This window comes from Psychrobacter sp. ANT_H56B (assembly GCF_008369245.1).
GTDB lineage: Bacteria > Pseudomonadota > Gammaproteobacteria > Pseudomonadales > Moraxellaceae > Psychrobacter > Psychrobacter cryohalolentis.
Map to the genome: position 1 here is coordinate 480,117 of NZ_VOBF01000001.1, position 14,897 is coordinate 495,013.

Sequence of the window (14,897 nt, forward strand, 5' to 3'; positions counted from 1 at the left end):
TCTCGATAAGCATCTAGCCTTTCCTTGTACTCATCAAGCCCATCCACATACTCAATCGCTGTAGTGAAAGGGTCTAGTAGCTCAAAACAAACCATGCACCTTATCGTTCTAGTAGCTCTGTCGATATTTATGCGGGCATGTTCACATGAATTGACAACTTCGTATTCTCTTTTATTGAATTTTATAATCTTCATAAGGAGCCCTTAATCATGTATGTATCAGTATGTTCAAAGTAATGGGCCGTGCCAGCTGCTTCATACCGCCTCCTAGTGAAACTGTATAAAACCATCAACGGCGGCAAATTCAAAAGTTTGGATTAGGTCGGTAAGCAAGCCTTGATTCCATTCGTTTAACTCGCCAGCTCGTGCCGATACCGTGTGCAAGTCATTCAGTATCTTGCGGCAAGTCTTGGTGCCAATCTCGCCTTCGTTATCTGCAAAACAGATAAGCTCTGACAAAATACCGCGCTTACCTTGCTCCCAGTTGTCACAGACGCGAGCTGCATAAATACCGCGATACTGGCTGCCAGCAATTAATGGCTCATACCCTGCAATGCGTGCAAGCTCATTACGCAAGTTGCCGTAAGTAGAGTAAGAACTACGGTAAACGCTCATTACGTAACTAAAACCATAGACCTGACCAGATTCTAAGTCGTCGCCCTGCTCCCACTCTGAATTGCCAATGTTGATATAAACTTGATTGCCCCATACTTCAGGATGGTTGGTATCGCCCATTTTTGGGTTCTCAACCAATTTCACATTTTTGTATGCTGTAATATCTAATCCCATCTTATTTACTCCCTGTCTTGGTCTTGGTCTTGCGATTGTTCCGCGCCTTATGAGGTATGTAGTCCTGACCTTTGAATTTGTATGGGTCACATATACCGTGTGTTTGCTGCTTTAGCATGGCGATAATTCTGCGACTGTCTTTTAGTTTGCTCATACCGCTACCCTCCGCAACTCCGCCAGCTGTTTGTTAATCTTCCTATCTGCCTCACTACCAGGCTTAACCACGGTGCGCTCATACTCAACTTGATGTGACTTAGGGATAACGAACGTGGACCCATTCTGATGCTCACTGATCACTTGCTCATACACACCCGTGAATGTCTTTAGAAAATACTCATTAGCGTTTTTAAGCTTTCCCCAGCCGATACGATTTGCTGTTTCAAGTACCACTGCATGCAGCCACTGGCGCTTAACGTGCCGGTCTTCAATCAATCCGCATTGGTTGCATGCATTGTCAAAGGCTGCTTGTGCTGATGGATATTCACTGGCTTTCTGTGCTCGTGCTAGTGCCAAAAATTCTTTGGCATTACTTGGTACCCAATCTTCATCAAACGATAATTCACTAGCTCTATTAAATTCAGGTTGGGTAATGGCTTTCATGGTTAGGTATCGAGCCCAAACTAAAACCATATCAAAGGACCAGTCAAAATCATCTTCACGGGTTTTCATCTTGTTTTTAAACCACGCCTTCCATTGTTTAAAAAGCGTTCTCAGTGCTTCCGTTAATTGACTGCTGGGCTCTTGCTTGCTCTGCATAGTATCGTTCTGCATCTGCATCGAGCTTGGCTGCATAGCCTGCTGTGGTGCTAGTGTCGTATTGCTGAGGCTGGCTGTTAGCTGATTGATTGTTCGCATGATTGCTCCCCTGATAACTTATTGGATGTGACTGGTGGTAGCGAGATATTGCTTCATCACATCGTTGGTCACTGCTGATTGCGTTCTTAATCAATACTTGACCATTTTGCTGATGCCATGAACTTTGAATCACACTAAGCATTGCTAACTTAATTTCATCTGAAGAGAACTTTTTAAGCCTTGCTTTTACTTTGTCTAACCAAACACTAGTTTTAACGTCTGCTGATTTATTTTTACCGTGATTGTTATTCCAATAATCAATTAGGGATTTTGCTTGTTCGGTTAATACATCAACCTTTTTAGACTTACCTTTTTCAACCTCATCACTATTATTAGTATTCTTATGTAATAGTTCTTGTGTAGTAGTTCTTATGTGGTGGTCAGATTGACCATGCTCGCTAGACAGATTGACCACCCCTTCGGACAAATTGACCATGCTTTGGGACAAATTGACCATGCTTTCATTTTCTAAGGGTGGTCTATTTGACCACCCTTGCTCACCTACTAGCTCTTTGATCCTTGAGATATTTAGTGAGAATTCATGCATATTATTAAAGCTTGGTGACATAGTTATCACGCCTAAATCAGCTAGTTTTTCTACTGATCTGCGTATTGTCTTTAGACTTAACCCAGTTCCATATCGCTTATCGTTAGCAAATTGTGAGTAAGCAATCGTGTCCTCATTACGATCCCAACCACCAGTTTTGCACCAAATAAATTGAAAACAGGCGTAGACACTTCCGTTTTTTAGAACCTTTTGCATCTGAAAAATTATATTTGGCACTCTTGTGAAATCATTATTTAGTAGATCTTGTCTTTCGTCATCAATCATACTGTTAGGGCATTTATACCACTGCGATTGGTATAAGCCTTCACCCTCATTTTTCTGTTTGTCGTCGCTCATTACTCAGCCCTCCATCGATTAGCGGGCCATAAGCTTTTTGATTTATCGCATTTAGTTGCTTGAACGGATGTTATATCGCAAACAGTTATGCTATTATCTTTGGTGTGGTTATTAACCACTGACATGAATGATGTCGCTAATCCTTGCTGTGGAGTTAGCAACAAAGTATTTATCAGTTCCAATAAGCCTGAGCGAATCGCTTGGGCTTTTTTGTGGCTGTTAGTTTTACGCGGTGTGGTAGTCATCACTCCCTCCATGCTTGCGGCTTTGTTTGGAAGGCTTACGCGAAGATTGGTACTTCGTATAGTGATTTTTGCGCTTGGAGTGTCGGCGGCTCTGCTTAGGGGATGGGTAATTGTTTTTCATAGTTACACCCCTACATTGGCAGTGCTGACAGACGATATGGTGTTATTGACTGACCCCAAGGTGTCGTATAAAAGCTCAGCCCATACGTTGGTGGAATCGTGTGATAAGCGTGCCAGCGAAATGGCTTGACGTGGGTTTATCTTTTCTCTATAGATCATATTTAACAGAAGACCCACATCATGCAAGGCTTGGCTTGCGCCATCCATTTCACTAGCGATGCTTTTCAGCGTTTCGACTGGCATGGCGATGTCATTAGTTTTGGCGGTAGTTTTTTGTAGCGGAGCGCCGTGGTATAGCGTTTCTATCGCTTGGCGGTTTGCTAGAGTGTTATGAAACAATGAAGGGGTATTGTCGTCACGGCTGACTTTGCCATCAGATCTATAGTGGTAAGTTTTGCTGTTAGCAGTGAAACATAGACAGCCATTCTCTTCATCATTGAATAGTCTATAAAGTTCATTACCTACAGACGGGCACAGCACAACATCACCAATATCAAAGGTTATTTGATTGGCTATTGAAGCGATAGGTTTAGAGGTAGCGTTGCTTTTAGAGGTTTTGATTGACGTAGTATTTTTTGAATTACCCATGACGGATAGCTCCTAACAAGTTTTGAGTTAATGTCACTCTATACAATAAAGGTATAGGGTGACGGGCCTTACTCTCGGTCTTGTTAGAAACCGCCCCGCATATTCGTCCGAAGACTATTTTATTTTGCAGCGTCAACCCGTCATAGTCAGTTGGCAAATGATTTGCCATATATATGATGGTCTGCCCTCTTAATGCGCTTAGGTGCGCTCGTGGGGCTATGCTTGAACATATAGTTGCAGCTTGAGAGGCTGAGCTATTATCAGGCACAAAAAAAGCCAATAGATTACGGCTGGCACGGCCGCTAACAAGTTTTGAGAGGTCTCTATAGTAACGCTTGTTATCATGACTTGTAAAGCCTTGTTTTTCACTATCGCTAAAATCCGAAAAATGGGTAATCACCCCTGTTACATCATTTTTTTTATGCGTCATTACTGGCAGATATTTCATGATTTTCTCTGACTCCACGAGCATATTTATACTGCCGCTAATAAAACTCGAATTCGCGTCATTTACACTCGAATTCCGCACATTTACACTCGAATTCATGTCATTTACGCTCGAATTATTACCACTAAGGGGTTTTAGGTTGGTTTTGTTATTATTGTTCATTGCTTATCTACTCCTTTACGCTTGCGCTTGTTTCAGTGGATATCATCACCTTTTCTATACTTACGCTTATTTCAGACAATCGCATTGACGAATCACTGACACCATCACTTACGCCAACATCAACAAGTCGTGACCTTACTACCATTGCACCCAGACTATTAGCGGTACCATCGATAGATAGCTTTAATTTATCAAGGTATTCACGCTTAAACCATGTACCGGTGCTATTACAACTTTGCTTGGGGTTGGCGGCATTCTGTGTGAAGCGCATGGCAATATCCGATACTTCCTTCGAATAATCGTTAATCTTATTACCTTCTTCGGTGTTTTCTATATCAGCAAACTTTGCCAGTAGGTTAATATCCTTAGAACACGCGGTTAAGGTGCTTAATAGAACGTCGATATCATCGTTTGACAGCCACACATCAGCGCTCGTTCCGTGAACATCAGTAATTGTATGAGTGTTACCGCTCACGTACCGGGCACGCTCTTCTTCCTCTAACCAGTAGAGGTTAAATCGCTTGCCGTTTTTGATAATGGATTTACTTTGTATTTCCATGCCAGCCTTTCGTAGATCATGTACGCGCTGTGCAAGGCACATTATTTGGTAGCGTTCGTAAGACTCCAATTTTGATATAGTTGCACCGGTCATTAAGTGCTTCTTGATAATATCTATCTGTGTTGCTGTTACTGTCTGCTGTGGAGTAATCATCGTTATGCTCCTTCTACGTTTGCTGATTGCCCTTCAAGCCACGCAATCACTTCACTATTACGCCAAGCGGTCATGGTGGGTGATAACTTAATAGGTGCTGGAAAACGTCCGTCTTTTGACCACTCAAAAAGCGTAGTTTTACTGAAAGGCACAAATGGCAACAGCTGGCTTGCTCGGCTCATTCCCTGAGGAGGTAAATGCTTAAGAAGGCTGTTTCCCGCCTCTTGTTCAGCGCTATCTTCACCATTAGAAGTGAAAGGAATAACTGGCGTGTCTGTAATGGTCATGTTTATAACTCCGTACTGATAGGTTACGTGTCGCAACGTGGTGTGGCGGTACATGGTTATGCTAATACTAGAGGTATGGTGGTAGGCAATAGTGGCCGCTTAAGGCAATACCATTGGCGTAGGGTGGCACCTTCCTCAAATAGCACCCCAATTAGTGAGCCAATTCATCCCAAATAGGATGCTATTTTTGTATGATTTGAATTTTTGACAATAAAAAAGGCGAGCATTTAAGCTCACCTTTCTTTTGGGTTTGTGCTGGCAGGTTTTAGAGTTATAAGCTTGGTCACATTTCAAATGCAACCAAGATCAGCTGGAGAAACCTCTTTAAAATCAAGATCATCCATATTTGGATTACCTATTTAGATACGTCCAAATATAGATGTATCTGTTTAGATGCGCCCAAGTTTGGGCTCATCTAAATCCTATAGCATACTGTAGGGTGGCAGCTTAAGGTGCCACCTTGTTTAATCAGTCATTTTATCGTTATAAACAATATCAACATCTCTTAAAGTAGCAAGCAGGTCAGTCGAGGTCTTCTTTCTCTTTAAAGGAGTTAGTATCGTTCTAATTCTATCTTTTAAATTACCATCCTTTAAATGTAATTCTTTAGTTATTCGATTAAACTTACCTGTATTAAACTGTGTAATATCTTCTGTATCACTAGCTTTATAATACCTTTTCCAAACTTCGATCGCTAAATGTAGTTCAGGTGGATATTGATTTCCATCCATTGCCTTCCAGTTGTATAGCTGCCAATCGCCATCCTGACTTAATGCTTCGACATCGCTAAACTCTTTTATTATGGTCTCAAGCTCTTCTATTTTATATTTATATTTTTTGCTTTCAGCTTCCCAATGTTGTTTCAGCTCCTCGCTATCGCCCTGTTTGTGCTGATCAACCTTATTAAGAAGGCCCTTTTTTTGGCTTTCAAGCTCTTCACACCTTAAGCTAACTTCTTCATACTTCAAGCTAAGATGTTCATAATCTGCAGTCATCTTTTTAAGTTTCTCAACGGTTTGATCACTAACTTCATCGTCATTTTTTGGCTGACTAGCACCAATATCGTCATTGGTACTAAGATCGGCATCTTCTATTTCAATAGCTTTAGAGTCCGAACCAATCAGATGTCCAACTTCTGAATATTTGAAGTAAAAGCCCTTGAATAACTCCCTATCTGATGACACTAGACCCGTTTGATCACTATCGAGAACATCGTAAAAACTGCGTAATATCTCGGCAGAATTTTCATATTTAGATTTCTCCGCTTGAGAAGCTAATAAATACTCTCTTCTTTCTAGTTTGTATAAATCAATATCATTTAACGGGATATTCTCAAGTATCTCCTCAACGGCAACTCTTAATGAATTTCCTGCTCCAAAGCTTCCACCTTTTTTAAAGTCTCCACCTTTGCTCAAATTGTTTACAAAATCATTTACAGCAATATATTTTCTACGTTTATCTTCCATTCGTCTATCAATAGGATTTTCTATTTCTTCATTTTCAAAACTGGGCGTTAATTCTGATAGCTCAAAGTTTTCTATATCAAAGCTCACACCTAGAATGTCAATTAAATCCTTACTAAAGAACTTATCTTTTTCCACATAAGTGCTGCGGAAATCCTCGCTTTCGCACAAGGTATGGTAATCCTTAATACCACCAGAATAATCTATTGCTATTAAAAATTCACCATCTGAGTAATATCCGCCATAACCGTTATCACTGAATAGCTCTATTCCTTCAAGCCATTCCGCATAAATTGGCGTGGAAGTACAATGAAAAAAACGCACTACATCTTCTTCACTATCATTAGTAATATTAGCAATAATAGCTATAGCTTCAGATAGCTTTATAAAGTTTTTCTTATCTTGCTGTATAGCTTTAGCCAATAGTCCCATGGTCCACACCCCTACACCCTTTGATTAAAATAGGAGCAAGGCAGTGACAGCATAAGGGTGTGAATAGCTGTCGTTCGGGGGATCAGCCCTAGCCTTGCAAAGTGTTTAGCTGAGCATCAGCCCAGCTTGTGGCAGATACTCTTTAAGTTTTTAATAAACTCTTGAGTATCTAAAAAGTAGTTTGGATAAGCTTTTTTAATGTCCTTCAGGTTACCCGCCGCTATTAGCACCACTTCTATATTTGGCTTGTCTTGCGTTGCAATCTCACGCATTTTATAGAATTCCTCGGCAAGCTCTAACTGCGCTTTAGTAAAAGCTATAAGGCTAACCTCTCTCTTATCATCGCTGGTGTTTAACTCCATTACGTGATACTCATTACTTTTGATGCTGCTTGTTTCAATATGTTTACCGGTAATAATTAAGCCTGTAAGCTTGGCATATATCTGTAAGTCTTGCTCAAGTGTTATTAACTCGCTAGCAATATCAGGAAAACTTATATTTGCAAACTCATCAATAACCGGTTGGCTTTCATGGTGAGAAAACAACACGCTAGCCAATTTAAAGAAACGTTTAAACTCCTCCGCGCCTTCGCCTGTTTTGAATGACGACTTCTCTACCAGTCCTAGCGTTTCAACTGCTGTTGCCCATGAGTGTTGTAACTTCGTCCTAATCTGCAGCTCAATGAATAAGCCGTTAAGTTCGGGTGCTATCGTGCTTTTATATTTAAAGACTTGATGCAAACTTCTATAGCCGTCATCTTTTGGCTTTTCAATATAATCAACGGGCGGTAGTAGTGGCTCATGGTCAAAGCGGGCCTTGATCGTGATAATCTCTTTATGCAAACGATAAACATCATTAACGGTAGGCAACACAATACGTATGCCGCCGATGTCCTGCATACGTGACAAACTCATAGTTGGAAAGCGGTTAAGCTTACGGATGATTGAAGGCGTGCGCTTTAGGCGCTGCGCGATGATGGGCGACTTAAAGCCTAGTTGCTTGACCTTACCCCGCAACATTGCTTGAAAGGTGTTGATAGTGTAGCTATGCAAGGCACGCCACTGCGACAACACTGCCATAGCATCGTTAAATTCATCGGTAGTGGCATCTTCTTTAATTAAAACTTTGCCAGCTTTTTTAACCTTTTCGCGGCTTGGTACAACGTGTGTCATTGCTCTGCCCTCGTTAGTTATTATTTTTATATCATAGTCGGTGCAGCATGATACTAACCATGCTTTTGTGTTTGTTGTTTGAAACTGGCATGAATGACATTATCTAACTTGCCAGCGTAGGCATCATCGATGAAGTTTGCCCATTGGTGCATCATGTCAATTCTGTATGGTAGATGCTGAGCACCGTTATAGGCCGCGCTAATTTTGTTTTCTCTATCGTGTGCTAGCTGCAGCTCTATAGCTTCATGCATAAATTCTTTTTCATGCAAGGTCGTGCTGGCAAGACCGCGGAAACCATGGCCGGTCATTCGCCCTTTATATCCCATACGCCATAAGGCAGTAATGAAAGCGTTTTGACTGTATGGCTTACGTGTTGAGGTATTAAAGAAAACATATTGATCCGAAAAACCCAGCTCTTTGATCTGTTCTAATATAGCCATTGCTTGTGGCGCCAATGGCACAATGTGCAAACGCCTGGCTTTCATCTTCTCAGCAGGTATGCGCCATAGGCCGTGTTTGTAGTCAATCTCTGACCATTCCATAAAGCGTAGTTCGCTGGTACGGACAAACGTGTAGCACATAAACCATAAGCCCAATTTGACCAGTAAATCACCGTCATAGGCGTTAATATCTTGAAGTAGTTTAGGTAGCTGTTGAGAGGTTACACGGCTGTGGTGTACGGTTTTACGCGGTTTGATAGCTTCGGCAAGGTCAGTAGCGGGATTATGGATTGCAAGTCCGTTACGTATAGCGTGTTTGAATATTTGACCAACTTCTCTAATAGTGCGCTTCGCCATTTCACCAGCGCCGCGTGCTTCTACTGCCTTACCAATAGCCAAGACATCAGGCGCGGTTATATCATCTATATTTTTATGGCCAATAGAAGGTTTAACATCACGCATGTATGCAGAGTAATTGCGAGAGAAAGTACTTTCTGCTAGATAAGTTTTACGTTCGGCATACCAGTCTTGGGCGACTGTATCAAATATCTTCTTACCATCTTGATTGGCTTGCTGCTCTTTTTTATGGTCTTTAGGGTTCACACCATCCGCTATTAAGCGTTTAATCTCAATATTGCGCTGGCGTGCATTTTGAAGGCTCATTACTGGATAGGTGCCAATAGTAAGAGTTTGCTGCTTACCTTGCCAGCGGTAGGCACTGATCCATGATTTAACGCCAGTATAACGAACCCATAACTGTAGTCCGTTACCATCACTGTGCTTGTCTGGTCGCTTTGTATCAATAGACGTGCTACTGGGCTGTAGCTTATTGATAGCGGTATGGGTTAAAGGCATGGTCCTATCCTTTGTTGGTATTGTCCATGTTGGTACTGCTCAATACCAACAATAATACCAACATTCTATACGGAACGCCATAGGACGGGATAGAACTTAAAACCTAAAAAACGCCCAAAATAAAGGGCAGACAGTCTATGACGGTCTACCCTATATCGTTGTTTGGTGGAGATGGCGGGAGTTGAACCCGCGTCCGCCAGCATTACGCTCATGAATCTACATGTTTAGTTTCTGTCTTTAATTTTAGTCTGCACCGATCCGACAGTCAGGATGGATTAGCCGATTCTCTACTTTTAAACCCAAGCAATTGAGACAATCACTTGTGGCGCTTCTACATACGGACGCTTCAACTTAGTTGACCAACTGTAGATGATCAGCAACCAAGTAAACAGGGTTTAAGCTGCTAGAGCGTAATTTTCGTCGTTTGCGACTATAACAATATATGTTTGATTAACGAGAGGACATATACTCTCGACATGCATCATTGAGTTTCATCACCAGCGTCGAAGCCAGAACATCCCCAATAAGGTCGATGATTATATAGCATATATACGGCTGCTTGCAACCTATTAGAGCTCTGTATTACATTACGTTACAGCTCAACCATCTAAGCCAGTATGGTATTTAACCATTTACCGATATTTTGAATCTGCGGCATACATACCTGATGTGCCATAGGATAGGTATGATAAGCAACATTATATCCTTTCTCTGATAATAACTGCTTTGCTTGTTCGCCTAATATAACGGGAACAACTGGATCATGCGTACCATGCTCGATCAAAATTGGCATATCTGTGTTGACAGCGCTATAGCGAACGCTGTCATTGGTTGCAAAGTAGGTAGAAAGCGCCATCAAGCCAGCCAAGCGCTGTGGGTAACCGAGTGCCACATGATACGCCACTGCCCCGCCCTGCGAAAATCCTGCAATCACAATATGTTCAGGTTTCACACCGCGCTCGATTTCACGAGCAATCAAGTCATGGATTTGTTGTGCGGACTCTTCAATCTGCGCAATATCAACTTTGCGCTCAAGGCTCATCTCCAAGATGTCATACCATGCGGGCATGACCATACCGCCATTGACCGTCACTGGGCGGTTGGGTGCATGCGGAAAGATAAACCGTACTGCCATTCCATCCGCTAAGCCGAGCTGCGGCACTACTGGCTCAAAGTCATGACCGCTAGCACCCAAACCATGCAGCCAAATCACGGATCGATTAATCGCTTTGTTTGCAGGATTGTGTTCGACAATAACGGCATCTAGATACTTATTCATTAATTATCCTTAATGAGAGTCAAAATTTAAACAAAATTAATATTACAAAATTACTTTGGTTGTCATCATTCCTTAAACATAACCCTATATTTTAGGAGCTAAGTCAGTAACCATAAAATTAGTAATGATGATTTATGCACATTTATGAGGACAGTTTACATGACAATTTCAAAAAATTCAGCGAATGAGCGGGCGAAGCTGCATAACGCAGTGATGAATAGATTCAGACGCCAAGGTTTTACTTTACCTTTAGTCATTATCAGCACTTTTTTATTAATAGGCTGTAATGAAGATGACAGTTCATCAGCGATCGTACCACCTACTCTACCGCCAACGATTGAACCTATACAGACGCTAGCTTATACCTATGGCGTTCGACCGTTTTATCTGGTCAACGATATGGATGACAGCCCGCTAAAAGATGAGTTGCTGGCATGTAAGGGTCAAACACCTAGCAAGACAGGTTTCTCTATCGCCCATCGCGGCGCGCCTCTACAATTTCCTGAGCATACTTATGACGGCTATGTAGCGTCAGCACAAATGGGTGCAGGCATTTTAGAGTGTGATGTGGCTTTTACTAATGATGGTGAGCTGGTATGTCGCCATGCCCAAAACGATCTGCATACCACGACCAATATTGTCGCCACACCATTAGCGAATCAATGTAGTGTCCCACCTATAATAGATGCTAATGGAACTCTCACCAACGCCGCCGATATTGAATGTCGCACTTCAGATATTAGCGTCAGGGATTTTAAAAGCTTAACGGGAAAAATGGACGCCGCTAATCCGAAAGCCACCAGTATTAGTGCCTACATGAATGCGACTGCCCCATGGCGAACGGATTTGTATTCGCAAAATGGTGAGGTATTGACATTAAAAGAGCATATAGCACTTACCAGTAGCTTGGGCATGAAGCATACACCTGAGCTCAAAGAACCCGTGGTTACTATGCCATTTAATGGCTATAGTTTAGATACTTATCGTCAACAGCTGATTGATACTTATAAAGTTGCAGGCGTGCCCGCCAGCGATGTATACCCGCAGTCATTTAATCTTGCAGATATTGACTATTGGATTAATAACGAACCGAACTATGCCACCAATGCCGTCTACCTCATCGATGATAGCAACGAGAGCGCGGCGGGTAAAATATTTGATAAAAACGACCCAACGACGTGGAAGCATTCATTGGCTGAGCTGAAAGCGCGCGGCGTTAATATCATTGCCCCCGCAACTTGGCTATTGGTCACCAGCGATGGTAATGGCAAGCTGCTACCGTCGGCATATGCCTTACAAGCCAAAGCCAATGGCCTCGACATTCTCACGTGGTCGCTTGAACGGTCAGGGCCATTAAAAAATGGTGGTGGCTGGTATTATAGTGGGCTTAGCGACGCTATTAATAACGATGGCGACATCATGAATGTCATTGATGTGCTGGCGCAAGAAGTTGGAGTGAAAGGCATCTTCTCAGATTGGCCAGCAACGGTCAGTTACTATGCCAACTGTAAAGGTTTGAAGTAATATAAAGGGTTAACCCTACTCATATTATAAAGACATAAAGACATTAAGTAATCGATTGGACTGGTTGCTTAATATCAGCATTTTGACCACGATGACGCAGATAATGATCCAGTAACACAATAGCTAACATAGCTTCGGCGATAGGTGTTGCACGTACACCAACGCAAGGATCATGACGACCCTTGGTCAGCATTTCAATCGCCTCCCCCTCTGTATTGATACTCTTGCCAGCCGTAGTAATACTAGAGGTTGGCTTCAGTGCAATACTGACACGGATATCTTGTCCTGATGAGATACCACCCAAGATGCCGCCTGCATGATTGGCGGTAAAACCATCGGGTGTCATTTCATCACGAGAGCTATGCCCAAATTGTCCTGCCACTGCCATACCATCACCAATCTCAACACCTTTAACGGCATTGATACTCATCATGGCATGGGCAATATCGGCATCTAAACGGTCAAATACCGGCTCACCAAGTCCAACTGGTACGCCGCTTGCAATAATCTCAAGACGGGCACCACAGCTCGTACCTTCACGACGTAAACTATCTATCAAGGTCTCAAAGCGACTGACAGCATCGGCATCCGCACAGAAAAACGGATTACTATTCACAAAATCCCAATCGATTGTGCTTGAGTTTAGGACATTACTGTACTCATTACCAATTTGGGACACATGACCACGGATTTGCACACCTAAGCGCTCTAGCAAGTATTTCTTGGCGATAGCACCTGCCGCTACACGCATGGCAGTCTCACGCGCCGATGATCGACCACCGCCACGATAGTCACGAAAGCCATACTTCATACTATAAGTATAATCGGCATGACCAGGGCGAAAGGTATCTTTAATTTCACCATAGTCTTTAGATTTTTGATTGGTATTACGAATCAGTAGACCGATAGAAGTACCTGTCGTTTTACCTTCAAAGACGCCAGAGATAATCTCGACTTCATCAGATTCACGGCGCTGGGTCGAGTACTTAGAAGTACCCGGTTTACGGCGATCCAAATCTATTTGCAAGTCGGCTTCGGATAAGGCTAAACCTGGTGGCACGCCATCGACGATTGCCAACAAACCTGCACCATGCGACTCACCGCAGGTGGTGACGGTAAAGACCTGCCCAATACTGTTGCCTGCCATATTTATCCTTAAACAAATGAAGTCGATTTTTGACTGTTTGAATTATAGTATCAATCGTGATTTATTGATTGTTATCTAGTAACTGTACATAATTAGCGAATAATGAGCGATAGCTCATAAGCTCATCATAGGTAATCGCAAAGATGCCATGACCGCCATGAGCAAACCTTAGCCAATCAAACTGAATCTCAGGATAAGCTTGTTTTAACGCCCACTCGCTATCGCCCACTTCACAGACTAGCAAACCTTCTGGGCTAAGATAATCTGGCGCTTCAAACAAGATACGATGTACCAAGTCCAAACCATCTTGACCAGCAGCGAGTGCATGCTCAGGCTCATATAAAAACTCTGGTGGCAAATCTGCCATGATAGCGGCATCAACATAAGGAGGATTGGTTACAATCAGCTCATATTGATTTTCGGCAGGGATTTTGGCAAATAAGTCAGATTCAATCACATTGACTTGATGACCAAGGTCATGATGATCGACGTTGACCATCGCGACTTCTAGCGCGCCTTTATCAATATCTACAGCATCAACCAGTGCATCGACAAAACGAGTCGCCAGCGCAATAGCAATACAACCAGAACCGGTACATAAATCTAAAATACGCTCGGGCTGTGATAGCTGTTTAATTTCTAAGCCATGATCATAAAAAGCCGGCGCTTGATTATTGACACTTACGCCTATTGGTTTTGCCAGCTCGCTCACTTCAAAATATGGGTGGAACTGCTGACGAATCAATTCAGCAATAGGTGAGCGAGGAATCAATACGCGCTCATCGACATAGAACGGCAAATCACAGAAATAAGACAGATTAATCAAATAGCTTAATGGCTTACGCTCAGCGATACGCTCTTCTAACAAGCTTAGAACCAATTGCTTCTCTGAGGTGGTCAAACGACAGTCCAGAATCTGATCATTGGCAGACCAATCCAAAGACAAAGAATGCAATACAATCGCAGATGCTTCGGCAAACTCATCGGTGGTGCCTTGGGCGACAACCACATCATAGTTACGTAATTGCGTCACTGAAAAACGAATAAAGTCACGAATAGTGACCAGTTGCTCACGTGCCTCTTCAAGCTCCGCACGCAAAGTCGCAAATTCATCGTGCTCACCGACCAGCCCTGTCTCTAAATCGTATTCCATATCATCATTGATACCTTGTGACTCATCATCATTAAAGTATTGATTTTGAAATTCTTCTGCGCTCATTACTTGGTCTTCTGACATATCGCACCTTGCTGATTACATGCTCACTGACTACATGCGGATGGGTTAAATCGCTTTCAATGATTTCACTGAACAGCCAATTTATTAAATAAAAATCTCGTTCCACATTATAGACGGAAACAAGATGATGCGCCAATGACTGTGTTTTTTACTTCAACAAAAATCTCCAGCAGTATTTACAATTAAGTAGCCCATGGCTTTAACAGAACGGTTAAAAAGGCTGATTTAGCATAGCCATA

Annotated in this window: 14 protein-coding genes and 1 other RNA gene; 1 reads left to right on the forward strand and 14 read right to left on the reverse strand. The window is 42.4% G+C overall.

Annotated elements, in window-relative coordinates:
• Window positions 1-266 precede the first annotated feature (266 nt).
• The 12 genes from FQ082_RS01950 to FQ082_RS02000 form a co-directional block, all read right to left on the reverse strand.
• Window positions 267-788: a hypothetical protein gene (locus tag FQ082_RS01950; RefSeq protein ID WP_149491836.1), complete on the reverse strand. Its 522-nt coding sequence runs from the start codon at window positions 786-788 to the stop codon at window positions 267-269.
• Window positions 789-938: 150 nt separating this feature from the next.
• Complete coding sequence (locus FQ082_RS12965; protein WP_188018887.1) at window positions 939-1,559, reverse strand: hypothetical protein; 621 nt, start codon at window positions 1,557-1,559, stop codon at window positions 939-941.
• Window positions 1,486-2,547 (reverse strand): hypothetical protein, encoded by a 1,062-nt coding sequence (locus FQ082_RS01955; protein WP_149491837.1) that lies wholly within the window; start codon window positions 2,545-2,547, stop codon window positions 1,486-1,488. The genes FQ082_RS12965 and FQ082_RS01955 overlap by 74 nt, the downstream gene beginning before the upstream one ends.
• Before the next feature lie 368 nt (window positions 2,548-2,915).
• Window positions 2,916-3,500 carry a hypothetical protein gene (locus FQ082_RS01960; RefSeq protein ID WP_149491838.1) on the reverse strand — a complete coding sequence of 195 codons (585 nt, stop codon included), beginning with the start codon at window positions 3,498-3,500 and terminating at the stop codon, window positions 2,916-2,918.
• A complete protein-coding gene (locus FQ082_RS01965; RefSeq protein WP_223145331.1) occupies window positions 3,493-3,948 on the reverse strand; it encodes a hypothetical protein in 456 nt (151 codons plus the stop codon). The genes FQ082_RS01960 and FQ082_RS01965 overlap by 8 nt, the downstream gene beginning before the upstream one ends.
• Before the next feature lie 169 nt (window positions 3,949-4,117).
• Window positions 4,118-4,822 (reverse strand): helix-turn-helix domain-containing protein, encoded by a 705-nt coding sequence (locus FQ082_RS01970; protein ID WP_149491840.1) that lies wholly within the window; start codon window positions 4,820-4,822, stop codon window positions 4,118-4,120.
• A gap of 2 nt (window positions 4,823-4,824) precedes the next feature.
• Window positions 4,825-5,109, reverse strand: a complete 285-nt coding sequence (locus FQ082_RS01975; RefSeq protein ID WP_149491841.1) for a helix-turn-helix transcriptional regulator — start codon at window positions 5,107-5,109, stop codon at window positions 4,825-4,827.
• Between the two features lie 464 nt (window positions 5,110-5,573).
• Window positions 5,574-7,004: a hypothetical protein gene (locus tag FQ082_RS01980; protein ID WP_149491842.1), complete on the reverse strand. Its 1,431-nt coding sequence runs from the start codon at window positions 7,002-7,004 to the stop codon at window positions 5,574-5,576.
• 116 nt (window positions 7,005-7,120) lie between these two features.
• Window positions 7,121-8,176 carry a GTP pyrophosphokinase family protein gene (locus FQ082_RS01985; protein WP_149491843.1) on the reverse strand — a complete coding sequence of 352 codons (1,056 nt, stop codon included), beginning with the start codon at window positions 8,174-8,176 and terminating at the stop codon, window positions 7,121-7,123.
• A gap of 53 nt (window positions 8,177-8,229) precedes the next feature.
• Window positions 8,230-9,471, reverse strand: coding sequence for a tyrosine-type recombinase/integrase (locus tag FQ082_RS01990; protein ID WP_149491844.1), 1,242 nt, complete (start codon window positions 9,469-9,471; stop codon window positions 8,230-8,232).
• Between the two features lie 163 nt (window positions 9,472-9,634).
• Window positions 9,635-9,993: a transfer-messenger RNA gene (gene ssrA, locus FQ082_RS01995) on the reverse strand.
• A gap of 85 nt (window positions 9,994-10,078) precedes the next feature.
• Window positions 10,079-10,750: an alpha/beta hydrolase gene (locus tag FQ082_RS02000; RefSeq protein WP_149491845.1), complete on the reverse strand. Its 672-nt coding sequence runs from the start codon at window positions 10,748-10,750 to the stop codon at window positions 10,079-10,081.
• A 159-nt stretch (window positions 10,751-10,909) separates the two neighbouring features.
• On the opposite strand from FQ082_RS02000, the gene FQ082_RS02005 reads away from it, so the two are divergent.
• Entirely contained in the window at window positions 10,910-12,274 is a 1,365-nt protein-coding gene (locus FQ082_RS02005; protein WP_149491846.1) for a glycerophosphodiester phosphodiesterase family protein, read from the forward strand.
• 43 nt (window positions 12,275-12,317) lie between these two features.
• Here FQ082_RS02005 and aroC read toward each other — a convergent pair whose 3' ends face one another.
• Window positions 12,318-13,421 (reverse strand): chorismate synthase, encoded by a 1,104-nt coding sequence (gene aroC, locus FQ082_RS02010; protein WP_149491847.1) that lies wholly within the window; start codon window positions 13,419-13,421, stop codon window positions 12,318-12,320.
• Window positions 13,422-13,482: 61 nt separating this feature from the next.
• A complete protein-coding gene (gene prmB / locus FQ082_RS02015) occupies window positions 13,483-14,658 on the reverse strand; it encodes a 50S ribosomal protein L3 N(5)-glutamine methyltransferase (RefSeq protein ID WP_149409562.1) in 1,176 nt (391 codons plus the stop codon).
• Between the last annotated feature and the right edge of the window lie 239 nt (window positions 14,659-14,897).